Below are 22,185 nucleotides of genomic sequence, written 5' to 3'. Positions count from 1 at the left end.
GATGCCGCGCAGCGGCAATCTCAGCCCGTCCGGCGTTTGAGGACCGGGTCCGGGCAGAGCCCGGGGAACGGGCGAAGGGTGGGTAGGGGACTTCGCCCCGCAGGGCCCACCCACCCGCACCCGTCCACCGGGCCGCGAGGGGCTACGCCGGGAGGTGGGACTGGACTTCCGCCGCCGCCTCGTCGCCGTAGGCCTTCGTGAAGCGCTCCATGAAGTGGGCGCGGGCCAGGGTGTACTCCTGGGTGCCGAGGGTCTCGATGACGAGGGTGGCCAGCATGCAGCCGACCTGCGCGGCCCGCTCCAGGCCGACGCCCCAGCCCAGACCCGTCAGGAAGCCCGCACGGAACGCGTCGCCGACGCCCGTCGGGTCGACCTTCGCGGTCTCCTCCGGGCAGCCGACCACGATCGGGTCGTGGCCGAGCCGCTCGATGCGGACGCCGTTCGAGCCGAGCGTGGTGACCCGGGTGCCGACCTTCGCCAGGATCTCCGCGTCGGTCCAGCCGGACTTCGCCTCGATGAGGCCCTTCTCGTACTCGTTCGAGAAGAGGTACGTCGCACCCTCCATCAGGGTGCGGATGTTGTCGCCGTCCATCCGGGCGATCTGCTGCGAGAAGTCCGCCGCGAACGGGATCTCCCGCGTGCGGCACTCCTCCGTGTGGCGCAGCATCGCCTCGGGGTCGTCCGCGCCGATCAGGACGAGGTCCAGGCCGCCGACCCGGTCCGCGACCGCCTTCAGCTCGATCAGGCGGGCCTCGCTCATCGCGCCCGTGTAGAAGGACCCGATCTGGTTGTGGTCCGAGTCCGTCGTGCAGACGAAGCGCGCGGTGTGCAGGACCTCGGAGATCCGCACGGACTGGGTGTCGACGCCGTTGCGGTCGAGCCAGGCGCGGTACTCGTCGAAGTCGGAGCCTGCGGCTCCGACGAGGATCGGCCGGGCACCGAGCTGCCCCATGCCGAAGCAGATGTTCGGGCCGACGCCGCCGCGCCGCACGTCGAGGTTGTCGACGAGGAAGGAGAGGGAGACCGTGTGCAGCTGGTCCGCGACCAACTGGTCGGCGAAGCGGCCGGGGAAGGTCATGAGGTGGTCGGTGGCGATGGAGCCGGTGACTGCGATACGCACGGCGTGGACGCTCCTGCGAGGGAAGGCAAGGGGACAGTCAAAACTACCCGCTCGGCAGCCCGGAGGCCGACCGGCAGAAACTACCCCGTAGTAGCTCTTTCTTCCCTCGCGGTGCCGTGCCTACCGTGCCCCATGACCTACACCGATGGCTTCGGGCACGTCCAGACCTCCGGAAACACGGCGGGCACCGAGTTCGAACAGCTGCTGGGCGACTGCGCCCGGATGGCACCGCATTGGCCGGTTCCCGCGGATCCGCGGCCGGATCGGGTCGCTCCCTCGCAGATCATCGGGATCCGCGTCCCGGCGGCCTCGGCCCGTCTCATCGCCTCCACGGCGGTCTACGGCTACTAGACCGTCCCTCCGGACCCGGACGGAACCGGATCCGCGTCTGTTCCGTCACACCCGCATCACCCCCTGCGGGACGGGCAAAGGAGCGATGCGGTGACCAGCGAACACCCCGATCATTTGGATGCACCCGATGTGTCCGAGACGCCCGAGGTGCCCGGCACTCCGGGCATCCCCGGTGCTCCCGGTGCGTCACGTGGCACGCGACGGCGGCAGGTCTGGGCCGTCGCTTCGATCGCGGCCGCCGTCCTGCTCACCGGCGGCGGCACCGCCATCTGGGCGTCGACCGCCTCCGGCGAGGGGCGTACGGGCGACAGCGCGGCCTCCGCGCCCCGCGCGCAGGCCACTCCGCCCGGGCCCGGCATCGCCCCGGGCGAGCCCGACCCGTCCGGCGGCGGGGTCACGTACACGGCCGACGTCCCCCTCCCGGAGGGCCCGGCCACCGCGCCGGCCTTCGCGGCGGGCGGTGAGGTGACCTCCGCCGAGGTGGCCCGGCTCGCGACGGCGCTGGGGATCTCCGGCGCGCCCCGGCTCACCGGGGAGACCTGGCAGGCCGGGGAGAGCGCGGACGGCTCCGGGCCCCGGCTCACGGTGAACCTGAAGGCTCCCGGTACCTGGAACTTCTCCCGCTTCCAGGTCGGCGGCACCGGGGACGACTGCGTGCGCGGCAAGGACACCTGCGGCCCCGCCACCCTCCCCCAGGACCTGGGTCAGGAGCACGGCGGCACCACCGGGACGCCCGTCTCCGAGGAGGCCGCCAAGGCCGCCGCCGCGCCCGTGCTGGCGGCCGTGGGGCAGAGCGCGGCCGCGCTCGACGCGCGGCTAGCGCAGGGCTCCGTACGCGTGGTGACGGCCGACCCGGTGTTCGGCGGCCTGCCCACGCAGGGCTGGTCCACCCGGGTCGGCGTCGGGGCGGACTCCAAGGTGGTGTCGGGCAGTGGCGAGCTGAAGGCTCCGGCGCGGGCCGCCGAGCAGCCGGTGATCGGCGCCGTCGACGCGCTGGCCCGGCTCAACGACAAGGCGCGGGGTTCCGGCGCCACGGACCCCGGCCCGAGCGGCTGCGCCACGAGCGTCCCGCTGACTCCGGACTCCCCGGACGGCGCCACGGACACGCTGCCGTGCAACCCGGACCCCCGGCCGATGAAGCCGACGCGGACCGAGTCGGTGCGGGGCGCCGAGCTCGGGCTGGTTCCGGGCACGGTCGACGGGGCCCGCGGCCTGGTGCCGGGCTGGCTGTTCGAGGTGGCCGGCAAGGACGGCGGCCCGGGCCACACGGTGGCCCAGTCGGCGGCCCTGACCGAGGAGACTCCCCCGATCGACCTGCCCACCCCGGTCGACCCGCCCGCGAAGGGACAGACCGTGCCCGGTTTCTCGTACGCCGCGGCCGACCGGACGCTGACCGTGAACTTCTGGGGCGGGGTGTGCAGCACGTACGCCCTGGAGGTCCGGGAGCAGCCCGAGTCGGTGATGGTGAGGATCACGGACACCCCGAACAAGCCGGGGCAGGCCTGCATCATGCTGGCGCAGGAGATGACGGTGACGGGCACGCTCCAGCAGCCGCTGGGCGACCGCAAGGTGATCGACGCGACCACGGGCAAGGCCGTCCCCCGCCAGTAGGCGCCGGGACGCACGAGAGGGGCCCGGCCGCGGATGTCCGCGGGCGGGCCCCTCTCGTCTGCCCTACGGGCCCGGCCGGGCCCGTAGGGCCGTCGGGGCTGTCAGGGCGTCGCCTGGCTTAGCTGAAGGAGTCGCCGCAGGCGCAGGAGCCCGTGGCGTTCGGGTTGTCGATCGTGAAGCCCTGCTTCTCGATGGTGTCGACGAAGTCGATCGACGCGCCGTGCAGGTACGGGGAGCTCATCCGGTCGGTGACGACCTTCACACCGTCGAAGTCCTTCACGACGTCGCCGTCGAGGGAGCGCTCGTCGAAGAAGAGCTGGTAGCGCAGGCCGGAGCAGCCGCCGGGCTGGACGGCGACGCGCAGCGCCAGGTCATCGCGGCCTTCCTGCTCCAGGAGGGTCCTGACCTTGTCGGCGGCGGCGTCGGACAGGAGGATGCCGTCGCTCACGGTGGTCTTTTCGTCCTGTACGGACATCTGCATTCACTCCCGAAGTGGGCGGCTCCCCGCCGGGAGCGGGGAAACGTCGGACTCTTGCCGTCGGTGGCAACGAGCGGGACCGCGGATTCATTCCGGGACCCGACGCGTGTTTCAGAAATTCCATGCTCGCACACCGCCGCGCGGTGGTGTGTCCCCGCGAGGCGGCGGCGACGGACGGGCGAATTCGTCACATCGACACTATCGGCATCGTCAAAGTGACGTGAAGCAGTTATGATAGATAGCGTCAAATAGACGAGAAGTCGAAGCTACGGCTTCAGAGTGGCTTCAGAAGTCCCTTGTCGAAGAACAGAAAGGGTGCGTGTCGTGACCACCGCCCAGCCTTTGGACAACCAGCCCTTGGACGTCCAGCCGACGCCCCTTGCCTTGCTGCTGCTCGGCCGCGAAGCCGACCCCAAGAGCGAGCGCGGGGTGGAGTGCCCCGGCGACCTGCCCTCGCCGTCGGACCCGGACCTCGTGGCGCGCGCCCGCGCCGCCAAGGAGAAGCTCGGGGACAAGGTCTTCATCCTCGGCCACCACTACCAGCGTGACGAGGTCATCGAGTTCGCCGACGTCACCGGTGACTCCTTCAAGCTCGCCAAGGACGCGGCCGCCAAGCCGGAGGCCGAGTACATCGTCTTCTGCGGCGTCCACTTCATGGCCGAGTCCGCGGACATCCTCACCTCGGACGACCAGAAGGTGGTCCTGCCGGACCTGGCCGCGGGCTGCTCGATGGCCGACATGGCCACCGCCGAGCAGGTCGCGGAGTGCTGGGACGTGCTGACCGACGCCGGTGTCGCCGGAGTCACGGTCCCCGTCTCGTACATGAACTCCTCGGCCGACATCAAGGCCTTCACCGGCAAGCACGGCGGCACGATCTGCACCTCGTCCAACGCCAAGAAGGCCCTGGAGTGGGCGTTCGAGCAGGGCGAGAAGATCCTCTTCCTCCCGGACCAGCACCTGGGCCGCAACACCGCCGTCCGCGACATGGGCATGTCCCTCGACGACTGCGTGCTGTACAACCCGCACAAGCCGAACGGCGGCCTGACCGTCGAGCAGCTGCGGAACGCCAAGATGATCCTGTGGCGCGGTCACTGCTCGGTGCACGGCCGGTTCTCGGTCGACTCGGTCAACGACGTGCGCGCCCGCATCCCCGGCGTGAACGTCCTGGTCCACCCGGAGTGCAAGCACGAGGTCGTGGCGGCCGCGGACTACGTCGGCTCCACCGAGTACATCATCAAGGCGCTGGAGGCGGCGCCGGCCGGCTCCAAGTGGGCCATCGGCACCGAGCTGAACCTCGTCCAGCGGCTGGCGAACCGATTCGCCGCGGAGGACAAGGAGGTCGTCTTCCTCGACAAGACGGTCTGCTTCTGCTCGACGATGAACCGCATCGACCTCCCCCACCTGGTGTGGACCCTGGAGTCCCTGGCCGAGGGCAACCTCGTGAACCAGATCCAGGTCGACAAGGAGACCGAGAGCTTCGCCAAGCTCGCCCTGGAGCGGATGCTCGCGCTTCCGTAGCCCGGTCCGGCGGTCCGCCGCCGCGACGCCCGAAGGGCCGCCCCTCCTGCGAGGGGCGGCCCTTCGGCGTGTGCTCTCGTACGGTCCTCAGACCTTGACCGGGCTCTCGTCCTCCGCCGGGGCGGCCGGGGCCGGGACCACGCTCAGGCGGGCCCGCTTCTTCGCGCTGCGGCGCTCCTTGCGGAGCTCCAGCATCGTGTAGAGGGTCGGCACCAGGAGCAGGGTCAGCACGGTGGAGCTGATGAGGCCGCCGATGACGACCACCGCGAGCGGCTGCGAGATGAAGCCGCCCTCGCCGGTGACGCCCAGCGCCATCGGGAGCAGCGCGAAGATCGTCGCCAGTGCCGTCATCAGGATCGGGCGCAGCCGGTGGCGGCCGCCCTCGACGACCGCCTCGATCACGCCGTAGCCCTGGGCGCGGTACTGGTTGACCAGGTCGATCAGGACGATCGCGTTGGTCACGACGATGCCGATGAGCATCAGCATGCCGATCAGCGCCGGGACGCCGAGCGGGGTGCCGGTGACCAGGAGCAGGCCGAGCGCGCCGGTCGCGGCGAACGGGATCGAGACCAGCAGGATCAGCGGCTGGACGAGCGAGCGGAACGTCGCGACGAGCAGCATGAACACGATCGCGATGGCCGCGAGCATGGCCAGGCCCAGCTGGCCGAAGGCCTCGCTCTGGTCCTGTCCGACGCCGCCGATGGTGGCAGTGGCGCCCGCGGGCAGGTCCAGGGCCTTGATCTTCGACTGCAGGGTGGAGCTGACGGCGCCGGTGTTGTCGCCGACCGGCTTCGCGCTGATGGTCGCGGCGCGGGCGCCGTCGATCCGGGTCATCGCGACGGGGCCGGGGACCTCCTTGACCTCGGCGATGTCGCCGAGCTTCACGGGGCCGACGGGCAGTGCCTGCAGCTGGGCCAGGGTGGCGGCCGGCTGCGCGGACTTGATGACGATGTCGCGCTCGGTGTCGTCCAGTACGGCCTTGCCCGCCGGGTTGCCGCGTACGGCCTGGCCGACGATGGCGCCGAGCGCGGCCTGGTTCAGGCCGAACTCCGCCGCCTTGGGGGTGGCGGTGACCGAGATCCGGGGCACGGACTGGGACAGGTCGCTCTGGACGTCGGTGACGTCCTCGATCTTCGCCACCTCGGCGCGGACCTGCTCCGCGGCCTGGGCCAGGACGGCCCCGTCACCGGCCTTGACGACGACGCTGAGGTTCTGGCTGCCGAAGCCGTCGCCGGCCGCGATGGTGGTCTCGCCTATGCCGTCGATCCCCTTGAGGGCGGTCTCGATGTGCTTCTTGGCGGACTCGGTCTTCCCCGAGTCCTCCAGCGTGACCTGGTACGAGGCCTGGTTGGAGCCCGTACCGCCGCCGAAGGCGGCCAGGAAGCCGGAGGAACCGACCGTGACCTGGTAGTCCTTGACCCCGTCGGTCCCCTCCAGGACCTTCTCGACCTTGCGGCTCGCCTCGTCGGCGGCCGCCAGCGAGGTGCCGGGCGGCAACTGCTGCTTGATGCTGAGGACTTCCTGCTCGCCCTGGTCGAAGAAGTTCGTCTTGAGCAGCGGGGTCATGCCCAGCGTCGCGACGAACACCACGACGGCCACGACCAGGGTGGCGATCCGGCGGCGGGTGACCAGGTCCAGCGCCCGTACGTAGAACTGCTGGAGCTTGCTGCGGGACTCCCTCTCCTCGGCTTCGCGGCGGGCCTTCTCGATGCTCGCGGCGTCCCCTTCGCTGACGCCCTTCGGCGCGCGCAGGAACCAGTACGAGAGCACCGGCACGACCGTCAGGGAGACGAGCAGCGAGGCCAGCAGGGCCGCGGTGACGGTGATGGAGAACGGGCCGAAGAACTGGCCGACCATGCCGCCGACGAAAGCGATCGGCAGGAAGACGGCGACGGTGGTGAGCGTGGAGGAGGTGACCGCACCGGCCACCTCCTTGACCGCGGTGATGATCGCGCTGCTGCGCTCCTCGCCGTAGCCGAGGTGGCGCTTGATGTTCTCCAGGACCACGATCGAGTCGTCGACGACCCGGCCGATGGCGATGGTGAGCGCGCCCAGGGTCAGCATGTTGAGGGAGAGGTCGCGGGTCCACAGCACGATCAGCGCGAGGACGACGGACAGCGGGATGGAGACCGCGGTGACCAGCGTCGAGCGCAGCGAGCCGAGGAAGACCAGGATCACGATGACCGCGAAGGCCAGGCCGAGCAGGCCCTCGGTGGTCAGGCCCGAGATGGACTTGGCGACGGCCGGGCCCTGGTCGCTGACCACGGTCAGGTCGGCGCCGGAGCCGAGGGTGGAGCGGAGCTCGGGCAGCTTGTCCTCGACCGCGTCCGAGATGGCGACGGCGCTGCCGTCCTTGTCCATGGTGAGGACCAGGGCGAGGCTGGGCTTGCCGTTGGTGCGGGTGAGGGAGTCGGCCTTGGCCGGCTCCTGCTTCACGCCCGCCACGTCGCCGAGGCGGACGGCGGGCTTGCCCGGTCCGGCGGTGAGGCGCAGGTCCTCCAGCTGGGCGAGCGAGGTGAAGCCCGAACCGACGCGCACGGTGCGGTTCTTGCCCGCCTCGTCGAAGGAGCCGGCGGGGACGGTGGCGCCGCCCGCCTGCAGGCCCTGGGCCAGGGCCGCGCCGTCGAGACCGGCGGCGGCGAGCTTGGCGTCGTCGGGGGTGACGGTGACCTGGAGGTCCCGGACCCCGTCGACGGTGACCTGGCCGACGCCCGCGATGTCCTCCAGCACGGGGACCACGGACTTGTTCAGCTGGTCGGCCAGCGCCTGCTGGTCCTTGTCGGAGGTGACGGCGAGGACCACGGTCGGGATGTCGTCGGTGGAACCGGCGATCACCTGCGGGTCCACCTCGGCGGGCAGCCGTACGCGGGCCCGGTTGACGGCCTGCTGGACGTCGGCGACGAGCTGCTTGGTGCCCTCGTCGCCGTAGTCGAAGGTCGCCATGATCAGGGCGTTGCCCTCGCTGGCGGTGGAGGTGACGCCGGTGATGCCGTCGACGCCCTTGAGCATGGCTTCGATCGGTTCGACGACCTGCTTCTCCACCACGTCGGGCGAGGCGCCCTGGTACGGCGCGAGCACGGTCACCATCGGCAGGTCGATGGAGGGCAGCAGCTGCTGCTTGAGCTGCGGGATGGCTATGGCGCCGAAGAGGAGCGCGACGAGCGACACGAGGCCGATCAGCGCCCTTTGGGCGAGGCTGAAGCGGGACAGCCGGAACATGGCTATGGGGATCTCTCTGCAGGGACGCGGTGACGTCGACGAGGCATGACGGGCAGCCGTGCCTTCGGGCACGCGCGGGGCCCCTCAGCCTCTCGTGCGCACGGGCGCGCCGACGTCGCCCCCAGGTCTCGTCCTTATCCGGGGCATACCGCGTCCGCAGTAGGCGGGACTACTCCGAACCGCTCGGGACGGCTCCGGACGTCCTCCGGATCTACTCGGCCCTGGGCCGGACCAGTCCCGATTCGTACGCGATGACCACCAATTGCGCCCTGTCGCGGGCGCCGAGCTTGGACATGGCCCGGTTCACGTGCGTCTTGACGGTGAGCGGGCTGACTTCCAGCCGGCGGGCGATCTCGTCGTTGGACAGGCCCGCGGCCACGAGGACGAGGACCTCGCGTTCGCGTCCGGTCAGCGCGGCCAGGCGCTGTAGGTGGGCGGCGCCTCCGGCGGGGGTGTCCCCGGCGCCGCCGCCCTGCGCGAGGAAGGTGGCGATGAGCCCCTTGGTGGCGGCCGGGGAGAGCAGCGCGTCGCCGGCGGCCGCGACGCGGATGGCGTTGAGCAGCTCCTCGGGTTCGGCGCCCTTGCCGAGGAAACCGGAGGCGCCCGCCCGCAGGGCCGCCGCCACGTACTCGTCCACCTCGAAGGTCGTCAGCATCACCACGCGCACGCCGGTCAGTTCGGGGTCGGCGCTGATCAGCCGGGTGGCGGCGAGGCCATCGGTGCCGGGCATCCGGATGTCCATGAGCACGACGTCGGGCCGGACCGTGCGCGCCAGTTCGAAGGCCTGCGCCCCGTCGGAGGCCTCACCGACGACGCACATGTCGGCCTCGGAGTCGACGAGCACCTTGAACGCGCTGCGCAGCAGGGCCTGGTCGTCGGCGAGGAGCACCCGGATGGGCGTCGGGTCCTGGTTCGGGGTCGTGTCCACGCCCTGACCCTACGTCGCCCCGCGCGGCGGGGTCCGGTCGGACGGTCCCCCGGAAGAGACGGCCTAGCCCAGGGCCAGTACGACCAGGGCCGTCGTCGCCGAGACCTCGGCCAGGGCTCCGAACACGTCACCGGTGACCCCGTCGAAGCGGCGCACGCACCGGCGGAGCAGTGCTTCGGTCGCCAGCAGGGCGGCCAGGACGGCCACCGCGTGCTGCGCGGCGGCCGGCAGGCCCAGCGGCAGTGCGACGGCGGCGGACAGGACCAGCACGAGCCCGGCGACGGCGGCGGCCGCCTCGCGCGGGACGACTCCGGCGACGGCCGCGCCCAGCCCCTCGGGGCGGGCCGCGGGGACCCCGTCGCGGGAGGCCAGGGTCATGGCGAGCCGGGCGGTGACGGCGGCGAGCACGGCGGCCAGGGCGCCCCGGATCCAGCTGTCGGCGTACACGTTCGCCAGCGCCGCGACCTGCACCAGCAGCACGAACACCAGTGCCACCACCCCGAACGGGCCGATGTCGGACTGCTTCATGATGCGCAGCGCGGCGTCGGCCGGCTTGGCGCTGCCCAGTCCGTCCACCGTGTCGGCGAGGCCGTCCAGGTGCAGGGCGCGGGTCAGGGCCGCCGGTACGGCGACGGTGACGGCCGCGGCGAGCAGCGGCCCGCCGCCGCAGACCAGGAGGAGCACTCCGGGCACGGCCGCGAGGAGCCCCACGACGAGCCCGGCGAGCGGGGCGCAGGCCATGCCGGTGCGGGCGGCGGGACGGTCCCAGCGGGTGATGCGGGTGGGCAGCACGGTGAGCGTGCCGAAGGCGAAGCGGACCCCGTCGAGCAGCGAGGCGCGCTCCGGGGGCGGCGTCGTGGACGGGCCGTCGTACGAATCTGTCATCGGCGCGAACGCTACCTGCTCGACAGGACCGGTAAGTTACCGATAACACCCCAAATCGGGAGGTGGTGGCATGGGTCACTGGTGGTATCGCAACATCGTGGAGCCCGGGAAGCTCCCGCTGCTCCTCGCGCTGGTCTCCTTCGTCCTGTCCTTCCTGGTCACCCGCATGATCACCCGCATGATCCGGGCGGGCCGGGGGCCCTTCAAGAACGTCACCCCGGGCGGCCTGCACATCCACCACGTGGTCCCCGGCGTGATCCTCGTGATCATCGGCGGCTTCGGGGCGATCGGGAGCGCCCGGCACAGCTTCGGGGCGGGCCTGTCGGCCGTGATCTTCGGGCTGGGCGCGGGGCTGGTGCTGGACGAGTTCGCGCTGATCCTGCACCTGGACGACGTCTACTGGAGCGAGCAGGGCCGCAAGAGCGTGGAGATCGTGGTCCTGACGGCGGCGATCGTGGCGCTGGTGCTGGGCGGCTTCCTGCCCTTCGGGGTCAACGACCTCACCGAGGACGAACGGCACAACCGCGGGCTGGTCGCCATGAACACGGCGACCAACTTCTTCCTCGCGCTGATCGCCCTGTGGAAGGGCAAGGCGCGCACCGCGTTCTTCGGCGTGGTCATCCCCTTCGTCGCGCTCATCGGGGCGATCCGCCTGGCCCGGCCCGGTTCCCCGTACGCGACGAAGTTCTACGCGAACCGGCCGAAGGCCCGTGCCAAGGCGCAGCTGCGCGCCTTCCACCACGACCGCCGGTGGGCCTCGCCTCGGCGCAAGTTCGAGAACTTCATCGGCGGGACCCCGGACCCGGAGCGGAGGGCCTCCAAGAGCGAGAAGCACTGACGCGGCCCTGAAGCCGGAACGAAGGAAGGGCCCACCCCCGATGGGGTGGGCCCTTCCTTCACGTCTCAGCCCGGGATCAGCCCGTCGTCGCTGAGCATCTCCCGCACCTCGTCCAGTGAGGCATCGGGCGCGGGCAGGATCAGCTCGGACGGTTCCAGCGCCTCGTCGGGCAGCGGCTCGCCGAGCCGCCGTACGGCGGCGAGCAGCTCGCCCAGCGTGCGCCGGAAGCCCTCCTCGTCGCCGCTCTCCATCTCCGCGAGCAGTTCGTCGTCCAGCTTGTTGAGCTCGGTGAAGTGGCTGTCCGCCAGCTCCACCTGACCTTCCCCCATGATGCGGACAATCATGACGGGCCCCGTCCTACTGCTTGTCGAACCGGTGCTGGGTCTGCGACTGCTGGCCGGCGCCCGGGGCGCCGCCCTCGATGGCCGACTGCTGGGCGGAGGGGCCGCCCGCCAGCTCGGCCTTCATGCGCTGGAGCTCCAGCTCCACGTCCGTCCCGCCGGAGAGGCGGTCCAGCTCGGCCTGGATGTCGTCCTTGGAGCCGAGGCCGCTCTGGTCGTCGAGCGCACCGGAGGCGAGCAGCTCGTCGATCGCGCCGGCGCGGGCCTGGAGCTGCGCCGTCTTGTCCTCGGCACGCTGGATGGCGAGGCCGACGTCGCTCATCTCCTCGGAGATGCCGGAGAAGGACTCGGCGATCCGCGTCTGCGCCTGGGCGGCCGTGTACGTGGCCTTGATGGTCTCCTTCTTCGTACGGAAGGCGTCCACCTTGGCCTGGAGCCGCTGCGCGGCGAGGGTCAGCTTCTCCTCCTCGCCCTGGAGGGTCTGGTGCTGCACCTCCAGGTCGCTGACCTGCTGCTGCAGCGAGGCGCGGCGGGACAGGGCCTCACGGGCCAGGTCCTCGCGGCCCAGGGCCAGCGCCTTGCGACCCTGGTCCTCCAGCTTGCTGGACTGGCCCTGGAGCTGGTTGAGCTGCAGCTCCAGCCGCTTGCGGGAGGTCGCCACGTCGGCGACGCCGCGGCGCACCTTCTGAAGCAGTTCGAGCTGCTTCTGGTACGAGTAGTCGAGGGTCTCGCGCGGGTCCTCGGCCCGGTCCAGGGCCTTGTTCGCCTTCGCGCGGAAGATCATCCCCATACGCTTCATGACACCGCTCATGGGCTTCGCGCGCCCCCTTCTAGACGGACTGTGCTCCAGGTCACCAACAAGACCCACAGTACGGGCCCTGTCTCTATTACCGCACTGTTCGAGCGGGGATGCGCTCCTCCTCCAGGACGACTGCTCGTCCGCCGTATCAGGCGTAAGGAGTAGGTGCTTCCCTCAGGTAGGACGCCCGCCGTTGCCGGATCGTTCCCCGCCGGGATGGGGCCCGTGGCCACAACCACGTACCCTTGGGTTTTGTGTTTGGTAGCCGATCCTCCAAGGAAGAGAAGGACGCCGCCACCGACAAGGTGAGCGCCGACCTCTCGCAGTCCCGTGACCCTCAGGCCCCGAAGGGCCGCCCGACGCCGAAGCGTGCTGTGGCCCAGTCGCAGCGCAAGGCCGTGGTGGCCTCGACCGGCAACCGCAAGGAGGATGCCAAGCGAGCTCGTGAGCGCCGCCGGGTCGAGATGACCAAGCAGCGCGAGGCCCTCGCCAATGGCGACGAGCGTTATCTGCCCAACCGCGACAAGGGTCCCGTGCGCCGCTACGTGCGCGACTTCGTCGACTCCCGCTTCTCCGTCGCCGAGATGTTCCTGCCGCTGGCCGTGATCATCCTGGTGCTGAGCATGGTGCGGGTGCCGTCCATCCAGAACATCGCGCTCCTGCTGTGGCTCGGCGTCATCGCGCTGATCATCGTCGACTCCGCCGGCATGTTCATCCGCCTGCGCAAGGCCCTGAACCAGCGCTTCCCGGACGAGCCCAAGCGCGGCGCCGTCGCGTACGGCCTGATGCGCACCCTCCAGATGCGCCGGCTTCGTCTGCCGAAGCCGCAGGTCAAGCGCGGGGAACGGCCCTGAGCCCAGGAACGCCCGGAGCGTTCGGCGGGGGTGGCTTCGCGGACGGGGCCCGGCTGTGGCTGGAAGGCCTGGGCGGGCTCCGCAACGCGGTGCGCCAGGAGCTCGTCGGCCGTCAGGTCGACGAGCAGATCGCGCACCGCTTCCCCGTGGGGCAGCGGCTGCGCGTCCTCGACGTCGGCATGGGCCAGGGCACGCAGGCGCTGCGCCTGGCCCGCGCCGGGCACATGGTGACCGGGCTGGAGCAGGATCCGGCCATGCTGGCCGTCGCCCGTGAGGTGCTGGAGGCCGAGCCCCCCGGGATCCGGGACCGCGTCCGCCTCATGGAGGGCGACGGCCGGGAGACCGGTGCGCACTTCCTGCCGGGCAGCTTCGACGTCGTGCTCTGCCACGGCGTCCTCATGTACGTGCCCGAGCCGGACGCCATGCTCGCCGGGCTCGCCCGGATGCTGGCCCCCGGCGGGCTGCTGTCCCTGCTGGTGCGCAACGGCGACGCCCTCGCCATGCGGCCGGGCCTGCACGGTGACTGGACGGGCGCGCTGGCGGCCTTCGAGGGCGTCGACTACACGAACCGGCTCGGCCTGGACGTGCGCGCCGACCGGCTGTCCACGCTGACCGCGACCCTGTCGGGGATCGGCGCCCCGCTGCAGACCTGGTACGGGGTGCGCGTCTTCACCGACGGCACCGAGGCGGCGGACAAGCTCCCCGCCGACGCGGAACTGGAGCGGCTGCTCGCCGCCGAGGACCGCGCCGGGCGGACCGACCCCTACCGCGGGGTCGCCGCGCTGCTGCACCTGTGCGGCGTACGGGGCTGAGCCCCGGGCCGCAGGCCGCCGTGGACACCGCTGAGCCCGGACCCCCGAGGGGTCCGGGCTCTCGCGCACCCTGCCGCGGCAGGTCGGCGCCGGGCCTACCGGTCGGCGCCGATCAGGGCCGGGCAGCGCCGGTTGCGCGGGTCAGCGCCGGTCAGAGTTCTGCGGCCTCGCGCAGGCTCATCGTGTAGAGCTGGACCCCGTTGTCGTCGGACAGCTTCACCTGTTCGGTACCGCCCTCCAGCAGGTCCTTCCAGTACTCGCCGATCCAGGATTCGGCGTCCCCCTGCGTGGTGAACTCCTCCGGCACCACCGACGGGCTCGTCTCACTGCCGTCGGCCGTCTCGAACCGCCACGTCCACGCCATGTCCGCCTCCGTTGCTCGTCCGCTTCTCACACGCTTCTCGCCTTGAGTGTGCCCGCAGACTAACCGGGCGCGCAGCAGTCCCGGCGACGCGGGAGGATCATCCTGTGGAACTCACTCTGCTCGGCACCGGCACACCCGAAGGACTGCCCCGCCCCGGCTGTCCCTGCGCCGCGTGCGCGCTCTCCGTGGGGCCCCGGGCGCGCGCCGCCACCTCCGTGCTCGTGGACGGGGCGCTGCTGCTGGACCTGACCCCCGGGGCGGTCCTCGCGGGCGCCCGGGCGGGGCATTCGCTGGCCGCCGTACGGCAGGTCCTGTTGACCCACCCGCACGACGGCCCCGCCGTCGAGCTGCCGCCGGGACTGCCGGCGGCCGGACGGGTGCCGGACGGGCGGGAGCTCGCGGTGATCTCCGGGCACCGGGTGCGGGCCGTGCCGATGGACGCGCCGGGCACCGGGTACGAGGTGACCGGGCCGGACGGTGCCCGGATGCTGTACCTGCCGCCGGGCGGCGCCCCGGCCGGGACCTCGGGCACCAGCGGGCGGCGCCCGTACGACGTGGTCCTCGCGGACGTGCTCGGCCGGCCGGAGGCGCTGGCGCGCCTGCGGGCCAGCGGGGCGGTGGGCCCGGCGACGGACGTGATCGCCGTCCACCTGGACCACGACACCCCGCCGGGCGCGGAACTGGAGCGCCGGTCCGCCGCCGCGGGCGCGCGGACGGTTCCGGACGGGACCACGGTGGCGGCCGGGGAGTACCGGCCGGCGCCCGAGGTGCCGCGCCGGACCCTGGTCCTGGGCGGCGCCCGGTCGGGCAAGTCGTACGAGGCCGAGCGCCGGCTGGCCGGCTACCCGGAGGTCGTCTACGTGGCCACGGGCGGTACGCGCGAGGGCGACGCGGAATGGGCCGCGCGGATCGGGCTCCACCGCGAACGCAGGGCCTCGTCCTGGCGGACGGAGGAGACCTGCGATCTGGTGCCGCTGCTGGCGCAGGAGGGACCGCCGCTGCTCATCGACTGCCTGGCGCTGTGGCTCACCGACGCCATGGACCGGGCCGGTGCGTGGGACGACTCCGTCTGGGCGGGCGGGGGAAGCAAGGAGCTGGCCTCGCGCGTCGGTGAACTGGTGGCGGCGGTCCGGGCCACCCGTCGGCAGGTGGTGCTGGTCAGCAACGAGGTCGGCTCCGGGGTGGTTCCCGCGACGGCGGCGGGGCGGCGGTTCCGCGACGAGCTGGGGCGGCTGAACGCGGGGGTCGCCGGGGAGTGCGAGCACGTCCTCCTGGTGGTGGCGGGGCAGGCGCTGGCCCTGAAGCAATAGCCGCGCGCGGGACCGTTCAAGCCCTGCAGGGCTCCGCTGTACCCTCTGGCAAATGACCACGCTGAATCTCGACGACTTCTCCGATCTGATCGAGCGCCCCGACGGGGGCGTCCGGCGTGACGCCGAGGAACGCCGTGAACGGCTGGCCGTGCCGGTCGGGGCGCTGGGGCGGCTCGACGAACTGGCCGAGTGGCTCGCCGCCGCCCAGGGACGGGTGCCGGTCAAGCCGATCGAGCGGCCGCGCGTCGTGCTGTTCGCCGCCGACCACGGGGTGGCCTCCGAGGGGGTCTCCGCGCGTCCCGCCGGCGGCGCCCACGAGCTGGTACGGGCTGTCCTGGACGGCCGGAGCCCGGTGGCGATCCTCGCCGAGCGGCTCGGCGCCTCCGTACGGATCGTCGACGCCGGCCTGGACTGCCATCTCGACCTGCTGCCCCAGGAGATCACCAAGCACCGCGTCCGGCGCGGCAGCGGGCGCATCGACGTCGAGGACGCGCTGACGACGGAGGAGGCCCAGGCCGCCCTGCTCCTCGGCATCCAGATCGCCGACGAGGAAGCCGACTCCGGGACCGACCTGGTCGTCCTCGGCGACCTGAGCGTCGGCGGGACCACCGTCGCCGCGACCCTCGTCGCCGCCCTGTGCGGCACCGACGCCTCCGTGGTCACCGGCCGCGGCGGCATGCCGATCGACGACCTGACCTGGATGCGCAAGTGCGCGGCGATCCGCGACGCGCTGCGACGCGCCCGGCCCGTCCTCGGGGATCAGGTCGCGCTGCTCGCCACCGTCGGCGGCGCCGACGTCGCGGCGATCACCGGCTTCCTGCTCCAGTGCGCGGTGCGCCGCACCCCCGTGATCCTCGACGGGGTCGTTTCGGCGGCCTGCGGGCTGGTGGCCCAGCGGGCCGCTTTCCGGGCCCCGGACTGGTGGCTGGCCGGACAGGCCAGCGGGGAGCCCGGCCAGGCGAAGGCACTGGACCGGATGGCGCTCAACCCCGTGCTCGACCACGGCGTCACTGTGGGAGAAGGAACCGGGGCGCTGCTGGCTCTTCCCCTCGTCCAGGCGGCCGCCGCACTCGCGGCGGAACTCCCCGAACGAGCGGCCGAGCCGACCGAATGAGTCATCGGGGCCCGCGGTCCTGACCAGGCCGCGGCCCTCGGGACCCCAGCACGGACCGCGATGCCCCATATCATCGCTTTTTATGGGAGAGGTCCGTTTGACCAGCGCAGAGACCGATCGGAAGACCGACCGAGGTACCGGTGGGGATCCGAACGGCAGAAACAATCCGGGGGGCGGGCGGGGGAACACCCAGGCCAACACCCCGGCGAACACCCAGGGGAACGCCCAGGGCAACGCCCAGGGGAACGCTCAAGGAGCCGCATCGGCCGGCCAGGGGGCCGCCCGGAGCACCGGCCGCGGAAGCGTCCGCTCGCGGCGCAGCGCCACCTTCGCGGTGTGGTACTTGCGCGCCGTCACCTTCGTCAACCTGCTCAGCGCGGTGTGGTTCTCGCTCGGCCAGGACCTGCGCCGGCACAGCACCGCCGATTTCTACACCCCGTACCTGCTCACGGCGGGCTTCGCCTCCGCGGCGTTCTCGCTGCTGCTCACCGTCACCATGGGCCGCCGCAAGCGCGCGGCCTGGATCCTGAACCTGGTGCTCAGCGGGCTGCTGCTGGCGGCCTTCGCGATGGCCGCCGTCGCCTCCTTCACCCCGTGCTCGGGGGGCTCGTACGAGTTCTGCTACCCGGAGTTCCGCGTCCACCCGCAGAACTGGGTGGCCTTCGGGCTGACCGCGCTCTTCGTCGGCGCCCTGCTGCTGGGCCGCCGGGAGTTCTACGCCAAGGGCGACCGCTCCAACCCGCTGCTGGCCAGCCTGGTCGCCTCCGTCGGCCTGCTGGTGACCTCGCTGGTCGCCGCCCTGCTCGTCGGCGCGACCAACACCGACCCGGACGCCGCGGACGCCACCTTCCTGGCCCGCTGGCGGTACGGCGTGATGCGGCTGGTCACCCTGGCGCCGGACGACAAGGCGTACAACGCCATCACCACCCCGGGCTGGGTGGACGTCGCGATCAACGTGATGTCCACGCTGCTGCTGCTCGCCGTCCTGTTCGCCGCCTTCCGCTCGCGCCGCGCCGTGGACCCGATCACCGAGGAGGACGAGGAGAAGCTGCGCCTGCTGCTCGCCCGGCACGGCGACCGCGACTCGCTGGGCTACTTCGCGCTGCGCCGCGAGAAGTCCGTCATCTGGTCCCCCACCGGCAAGGCCGCGGTCACCTACCGCGTCGTCGGCGGGGTCTCGCTGGCCTCCGGCGACCCGATCGGCGACCCCGAGGCCTGGCCCGGCGCCATCGACCCCTGGCTGGCCGAGGCCCGCGAGCACGGCTGGGTGCCCGCCGTGATGGGCGCGAGCGAGGAGGCCGGGCAGATCTACGCCCGGCACGGACTGGACGCGCTGGAGCTGGGCGACGAGGCCATCGTCGAGACCGACGAGTTCACCCTGGAGGGCCGCGCCATGCGCACCGTCCGCCAGGCGTACAACCGCGTCAAGCGCGCCGGGTACACCGTCCGCATCCGCCGGCACGCCGACATCCCGGCCGAGGAGATGGACCTGCTCCTGCTGCGCGCCGACGACTGGCGCGACGGCGCGACCGAGCGCGGTTTCTCCATGGCGCTGGGCCGGCTGGGCGATCCCGACGACGGCCAGTGCGTGATGCTGGAGTGCTTCGACGGCGAGGGCGAGCTGCGCGCCGTGCTGTCCTTCGTCCCCTGGGGACCGAAGGGCCTGTCGCTGGACCTGATGCGCCGTGACCGGGATTCCGAGAACGGTCTGATGGAGTTCATGGTCATCGAACTCCTGGAGCGGTCAAAGGAGATCGGGGTCACACAGGTCTCGCTGAACTTCGCGATGTTCCGTTCCGTCTTCGAGCGCGGGTCGAAGCTCGGCGCCGGTCCGGTGCTGCGTCTGTGGCGCTCGCTGCTGAGCTTCTTCTCGCGCTGGTGGCAGATCGAGTCCCTCTACCGGGCCAACGCCAAATACCGGCCGATCTGGGAACCGCGGTTCATGCTCTTCGAGAAGAGTTCGGACCTGCTGCGGATCGGGATCGCCGCGGGCCGGGCCGAGGGCTTCCTGGAAGCACCCGGGCTGCCGAAGTGGATGCACCGCAGACATCTGGAGAGCAAGCGTTGACCACTGCCTCACTGCGGCGGTTCGCCCGCCGCGAGTGGGGGCCCCTGTACCGGACGGTCCGGGACGCGCTCGTCCGCGACACGTGGCGGGCGATCCCGATGACCCTCGGCGCGGTCTGCCTGACCGCCGTCTTCCAGATCGTGCAGCAGACGTCATGGGGCTTCCAGCCGGTGCAGGACCTCGGGTCGGTCAAGGCCGTCGACCCGCTGTGGCTGGCCCTGCTGCGGACCCCTCTGTCGCTGTTCGTCCCGGCGCTGGACCTCCCGGTGTGGGGTGCGCTCGCGCAGATCCTCCTCGTCTTCGGGATCTCGGAGATCTGCATCGGCTGGTGGCGCACGCTGGTCATCGGCTACGTCGCCACCCTGGCCGGGACCACGTACGCGCGGATCGGGCTCTCGCTCGGTCCGGACCACCCCTTCGGCCTGCCCGCGTCGGACAAGATCGTCAACGACACGGGGCCCTCGGCGGCGGTGGTCGGACTCGCCGTCTACGTCTGCTGGCGCTACCGGGCCTACCTGACCGGCTCGGTCGTGATCCTGGTGATGGTCGGCGAGCTGCTCTTCAAGGACAACCTGGCGGGCAAGGAACACCTGGCCGCCATCGCCTCGGTGATGCTGATCTGCCTGGTCCGCGCCAAGTGGGGACCCGAGCGCTCCCGCGCCCCGCTGGGCCGGCCCCCGGCCGCGGCGCCGCCCCCGGCCCCGCCCGGGACGCCTCCCGTCCCGCCGCCCCGGGTCTGAGAACGCGCGCGGGGCCGTACCGTATCGGGGTGACGACACACCTCGGGCCGCTCGCGCCCACACGGCAGTGGATGCGGGACCATCCGCTGGCCACCGACGCCGTACTGGCGCTCGGGGCGCTCGTCGCCATGGTCGTCGCGTCCTTCGCCGACCCGCACGGGGAGTACGGGCCGACCTTCGGGACCCGCACCCCCGAGCCGTTCTCGCTCGTCCTCATGGTGCTCGGCGCGGGCACCCTGGTGCTGCGGCGCCGGCGGCCGCGGGCCGTGCTGGCCGTGACCGTCGGGCTCTCGCTGCTGGAGCTGACCACCGGGGAGCCGCGGGCGCCCGTCGCCATGTGCACGGTGATCGCCCTGTACACGGTGGCCTCGCGCACCGACCGGCCCACCACCTGGCGGCTCGGCCTGCTCACCATGGCCGGGCTGACGGGCGTGGCCATGCTGGCCGGGCCGCTGCCCTGGTACTCCCAGGAGAACCTCGGCATCTTCGCCTGGACCGGCATGGCCGCGGCAGCCGGGGACGCGGTGCGCAGCCGGCGGGCGTTCATCGACGCCATCCAGGAGCGGGCCGAGCGCGCCGAGCGGACCCGCGAGGAGGAGGCCCGGCGCCGGGTCGCCGAGGAGCGGCTGCGGATCGCCCGGGACCTCCATGACGTGGTGGCCCATCACATCGCCCTGGTCAACGTGCAGGCGGGGGTGGCCGCGCACGTCATGGACAAGCGTCCGGACCAGGCCAAGGAGGCCCTGGCGCACGTACGGGACGCCAGCCGGTCGGCCCTGAACGAGCTGCGGGCGACCGTCGGGCTGCTGCGGCAGTCCGGCGACCCGGAGGCGCCGACCGAACCGGCGCCCGGCCTGGCCGTCCTCGACGACCTGGTGGACACCTTCCGGAACGCCGGGCTCCCGGTGAAGGTGATGGTCCAGCTGGGCCCGGCCGCCGCGGTTCCGCTGCCCGCCGCCGTGGACCTGGCGGCCTACCGGGTGATCCAGGAGGCGCTGACCAACGTCCGCAAGCACGCGGGTACGGGGGCCGGTGCCGAGGTCAGCGTGGTCCGGGTGGGCGGCTCGGTGGAGGTGACCGTGCTGGACGACGGCGGCGGCGCGCCGGACCCCTCGCCGGAGCCCCGCGACCCCGGCGGCGGGCACGGCCTGCTCGGCATGCGCGAGCGGGCCGTGGCCCTGGGCGGCTCCTGCTTCGCCGGGCCCCGCTTCGGGGGCGGCTACCGGGTGCACGCCATCCTTCCGGTGGGCTGAGGGGCCGCCAGGCTCCGCCGCACCGGGCCGGTCAGCAGGCCTTCCGCCAGGCGCCGAGCTCGTACTTCTTCTCCAGCGAGCTGAGCTTCAGGGCGCGCGAGGCGGCGCAGAACCGGCTCGCCGGGAGCTCGTACTCCACGTGGAAGACGGCCTTGCCCGCCACGATGAACGGGGTCAGCCGTGCGCACTCGTCGTACTGGGCGCACTGCTCGTTGACCGCGAAGTCGAAGTCCCCCACCAGTTCCGGGATCTGGTCCAGGTCGTTCTTCAGACCGACCGACAGCCCCCGGTCGTGGGCGAGCCGCACGATCATCCGGTTGTAGTTCAGCTGGTCGCCGGCGGTGAGCGGGAAGCCGGACTTGTTGCGGTAGGCGTCCATGTTGTCCGGCTCCACCGCGTCGAAGCCCTTGTCCCGGCACATGTCGAACCGCTTGGCGATCAGCGGTTCCAGTTCCGTGAGCCGCCGGATGTCCAGCCAGCGCTCGCCCTCCCAGCCGTTGCCCTCGCCGCGCATCGACGGCGGGAAGGCCGCGGCGTCCGGCCGGAAGTCCTCCCAGGCGCCGGTGGAGAGGTAGCAGATGGTCCGCCGGCCGGCCGCCTTCAGCTCGGCGACCTGCTCCTTGGTGGTGGTGAACCCGTCGATGTCGTAGACCGCCGCCTTCACCGAGGTGTCGAGCTTCCCGGTGATCTGCCACTGCCAGCTGACCCCGGGCGCCGGCTGCCAGCGCTCCCCGGGCGCCGGGGCGGGCGAGAGGTCCTCCGGCTGCTCCTCGTCGTCGTCCGGGGCCGAGGTGCAGGCCGCGAGCAGCAGGACGGCGACGGCCCCGAGGGCCAGCAGGCGGCGGGCGGACCGGCGGGCGGACCGGCGGGTCGGCGTGGGTCTCATCCGGCGGCCTCCAGGGCGTACGGCAGGGTCCCCCACGGGTGCGCGCCGGTCCCCGGGACCGCGCAGTGCACCCCCGCCCCCCGCTGGGCCGCCAGCCGCTCGGCGAGTTCGGCGGCCGGGGCGCCCGGCGGGACGGCGTAGACGAGGTGGCAGAACCGGTGGGCGGGGTGGTCGGCGGTCCACGGGGGAACGGCGGCCGCGTCCCGGTAGGCGTCCCAGGGCCCCTCGAAGGTGACGAGCAGGTCGGCGAGTTCGGCGTAGCCGGGGTGCGGGTGCACTCCGTGGTTGAGGACGACGGTACGGGCCCCGGCGGCCCGCGCCGCGACGACGAGCCGCCGGTAGTGCGGCAGGAACTCCGGGCCGGCCGCGGCCTGGTCCAGGAAGGTCCCGTCGGCGGCGTACCAGTCGCGGTGGCGCAGCAGGTCCTGGACCACGGCGGCGTGCGGGCGCCGCCCGTAGTCGGTGTCGGCGTACCCCAGGACGGGCACCCCGGCCCCGCGCAGCCTTTCCGCGACGGCGGCGAACCGCTCGTCGGGGGCCTCGCCGGGCCCGCTGGCGGGGTTGAGCACCACGGAGTGCAGCCGGCCCGCGGAGCGGATGAGCCGCTCCCAGTACTCGGGGCGGTCGGCGGGGTGCTCGTAGAGGGGCACCAGGAGCATGAGGTCCTTCTTCTCGTACGGGGTCACGTGCATCGGT

Annotated in this window: 21 protein-coding genes; 11 read left to right on the top strand and 10 right to left on the bottom strand. The window is 72.4% G+C overall.

Features of this window, described 5'->3' with window-relative positions; genetic code table 11:
- Window positions 1–142 precede the first annotated feature (142 nt).
- The gene (locus OG898_RS20610; protein ID WP_250742519.1) at window positions 143–1,120 is read right to left on the bottom strand and encodes a carbohydrate kinase family protein; all 978 of its coding nucleotides are present in this window, start codon (window positions 1,118–1,120) and stop codon (window positions 143–145) included.
- A 132-nt stretch (window positions 1,121–1,252) separates the two neighbouring features.
- Between OG898_RS20610 and OG898_RS20605 the strand changes: the two genes are divergently transcribed.
- Entirely contained in the window at window positions 1,253–1,471 is a 219-nt protein-coding gene (locus tag OG898_RS20605) for a hypothetical protein (RefSeq protein ID WP_250742520.1), read from the top strand.
- Window positions 1,472–1,561: 90 nt separating this feature from the next.
- The gene (locus OG898_RS20600; RefSeq protein ID WP_250742521.1) at window positions 1,562–3,082 is read left to right on the top strand and encodes a hypothetical protein; all 1,521 of its coding nucleotides are present in this window, start codon (window positions 1,562–1,564) and stop codon (window positions 3,080–3,082) included.
- Between the two features lie 118 nt (window positions 3,083–3,200).
- Here OG898_RS20600 and erpA read toward each other — a convergent pair whose 3' ends face one another.
- On the bottom strand, window positions 3,201–3,557 hold the full coding sequence (erpA, locus tag OG898_RS20595) for an iron-sulfur cluster insertion protein ErpA (protein WP_250742523.1): 357 nt from the start codon (window positions 3,555–3,557) through the stop codon (window positions 3,201–3,203).
- A gap of 318 nt (window positions 3,558–3,875) precedes the next feature.
- Here erpA and nadA point away from each other — a divergent pair, with 318 nt between their 5' ends.
- Window positions 3,876–5,078 (top strand): quinolinate synthase NadA, encoded by a 1,203-nt coding sequence (nadA, locus tag OG898_RS20590; RefSeq protein WP_250742525.1) that lies wholly within the window; start codon window positions 3,876–3,878, stop codon window positions 5,076–5,078.
- Between the two features lie 87 nt (window positions 5,079–5,165).
- Here nadA and OG898_RS20585 read toward each other — a convergent pair whose 3' ends face one another.
- The 3 genes from OG898_RS20585 to OG898_RS20575 all read right to left on the bottom strand — a co-directional run bounded on the left by OG898_RS20585 (window position 5,166) and on the right by OG898_RS20575 (window position 10,110).
- The gene (locus tag OG898_RS20585) at window positions 5,166–8,297 is read right to left on the bottom strand and encodes an efflux RND transporter permease subunit (RefSeq protein ID WP_266958561.1); all 3,132 of its coding nucleotides are present in this window, start codon (window positions 8,295–8,297) and stop codon (window positions 5,166–5,168) included.
- 211 nt (window positions 8,298–8,508) lie between these two features.
- On the bottom strand, window positions 8,509–9,225 hold the full coding sequence (locus OG898_RS20580; RefSeq protein ID WP_266958559.1) for a response regulator transcription factor: 717 nt from the start codon (window positions 9,223–9,225) through the stop codon (window positions 8,509–8,511).
- Between the two features lie 63 nt (window positions 9,226–9,288).
- Window positions 9,289–10,110, bottom strand: coding sequence for an adenosylcobinamide-GDP ribazoletransferase (locus OG898_RS20575; RefSeq protein ID WP_266958557.1), 822 nt, complete (start codon window positions 10,108–10,110; stop codon window positions 9,289–9,291).
- 70 nt (window positions 10,111–10,180) lie between these two features.
- Here OG898_RS20575 and OG898_RS20570 point away from each other — a divergent pair, with 70 nt between their 5' ends.
- Window positions 10,181–10,948 (top strand): hypothetical protein, encoded by a 768-nt coding sequence (locus OG898_RS20570; protein WP_250742530.1) that lies wholly within the window; start codon window positions 10,181–10,183, stop codon window positions 10,946–10,948.
- Window positions 10,949–11,013: 65 nt separating this feature from the next.
- Here the strand turns inward: OG898_RS20570 and OG898_RS20565 are convergent, their stop codons facing one another.
- Together OG898_RS20565 and OG898_RS20560 are read right to left on the bottom strand one after the other, a co-directional pair.
- Entirely contained in the window at window positions 11,014–11,292 is a 279-nt protein-coding gene (locus OG898_RS20565; protein WP_250742531.1) for a hypothetical protein, read from the bottom strand.
- Window positions 11,293–11,305: 13 nt separating this feature from the next.
- The gene (locus tag OG898_RS20560; protein WP_250742532.1) at window positions 11,306–12,100 is read right to left on the bottom strand and encodes a PspA/IM30 family protein; all 795 of its coding nucleotides are present in this window, start codon (window positions 12,098–12,100) and stop codon (window positions 11,306–11,308) included.
- A 233-nt stretch (window positions 12,101–12,333) separates the two neighbouring features.
- On the opposite strand from OG898_RS20560, the gene OG898_RS20555 reads away from it, so the two are divergent.
- Together OG898_RS20555 and OG898_RS20550 are read left to right on the top strand one after the other, a co-directional pair.
- Complete coding sequence (locus OG898_RS20555) at window positions 12,334–12,942, top strand: DUF3043 domain-containing protein (RefSeq protein WP_250742533.1); 609 nt, start codon at window positions 12,334–12,336, stop codon at window positions 12,940–12,942.
- Between the two features lie 89 nt (window positions 12,943–13,031).
- Complete coding sequence (locus OG898_RS20550) at window positions 13,032–13,754, top strand: bifunctional 2-polyprenyl-6-hydroxyphenol methylase/3-demethylubiquinol 3-O-methyltransferase UbiG (protein WP_250742534.1); 723 nt, start codon at window positions 13,032–13,034, stop codon at window positions 13,752–13,754.
- 151 nt (window positions 13,755–13,905) lie between these two features.
- On the opposite strand, the gene OG898_RS20545 is transcribed toward OG898_RS20550, so the two are convergent.
- Window positions 13,906–14,118, bottom strand: a complete 213-nt coding sequence (locus OG898_RS20545) for a hypothetical protein (RefSeq protein ID WP_250742535.1) — start codon at window positions 14,116–14,118, stop codon at window positions 13,906–13,908.
- A 104-nt stretch (window positions 14,119–14,222) separates the two neighbouring features.
- Here OG898_RS20545 and OG898_RS20540 point away from each other — a divergent pair, with 104 nt between their 5' ends.
- The 5 genes from OG898_RS20540 to OG898_RS20520 all read left to right on the top strand — a co-directional run bounded on the left by OG898_RS20540 (window position 14,223) and on the right by OG898_RS20520 (window position 20,603).
- Window positions 14,223–15,428 carry a bifunctional adenosylcobinamide kinase/adenosylcobinamide-phosphate guanylyltransferase gene (locus OG898_RS20540; protein WP_250742536.1) on the top strand — a complete coding sequence of 402 codons (1,206 nt, stop codon included), beginning with the start codon at window positions 14,223–14,225 and terminating at the stop codon, window positions 15,426–15,428.
- 52 nt (window positions 15,429–15,480) lie between these two features.
- The gene (gene cobT, locus OG898_RS20535) at window positions 15,481–16,542 is read left to right on the top strand and encodes a nicotinate-nucleotide--dimethylbenzimidazole phosphoribosyltransferase (RefSeq protein ID WP_250742537.1); all 1,062 of its coding nucleotides are present in this window, start codon (window positions 15,481–15,483) and stop codon (window positions 16,540–16,542) included.
- An 82-nt stretch (window positions 16,543–16,624) separates the two neighbouring features.
- Entirely contained in the window at window positions 16,625–18,610 is a 1,986-nt protein-coding gene (locus OG898_RS20530) for a phosphatidylglycerol lysyltransferase domain-containing protein (protein ID WP_266958532.1), read from the top strand.
- Complete coding sequence (locus OG898_RS20525; RefSeq protein WP_266958530.1) at window positions 18,607–19,350, top strand: hypothetical protein; 744 nt, start codon at window positions 18,607–18,609, stop codon at window positions 19,348–19,350. Before OG898_RS20530 ends, OG898_RS20525 begins: the two co-directional genes overlap by 4 nt.
- A gap of 71 nt (window positions 19,351–19,421) precedes the next feature.
- On the top strand, window positions 19,422–20,603 hold the full coding sequence (locus tag OG898_RS20520) for a sensor histidine kinase (protein WP_250742567.1): 1,182 nt from the start codon (window positions 19,422–19,424) through the stop codon (window positions 20,601–20,603).
- 31 nt (window positions 20,604–20,634) lie between these two features.
- On the opposite strand, the gene OG898_RS20515 is transcribed toward OG898_RS20520, so the two are convergent.
- The gene (locus OG898_RS20515) at window positions 20,635–21,489 is read right to left on the bottom strand and encodes an endo alpha-1,4 polygalactosaminidase (protein ID WP_266958528.1); all 855 of its coding nucleotides are present in this window, start codon (window positions 21,487–21,489) and stop codon (window positions 20,635–20,637) included.
- Window positions 21,486–22,181, bottom strand: a complete 696-nt coding sequence (locus OG898_RS20510; protein WP_250742542.1) for a spherulation-specific family 4 protein — start codon at window positions 22,179–22,181, stop codon at window positions 21,486–21,488. The genes OG898_RS20515 and OG898_RS20510 overlap by 4 nt, the downstream gene beginning before the upstream one ends.
- Window positions 22,182–22,185: the final 4 nt, after the last annotated feature.

It is taken from the genome of Streptomyces sp. NBC_00193 (assembly GCF_026342735.1).
Classification (GTDB): domain Bacteria; phylum Actinomycetota; class Actinomycetes; order Streptomycetales; family Streptomycetaceae; genus Streptomyces; species Streptomyces stoeckheimensis.
Note: the sequence above shows the minus strand (reverse complement) of the source record. Positions and strands in the feature narration are given on the sequence as shown.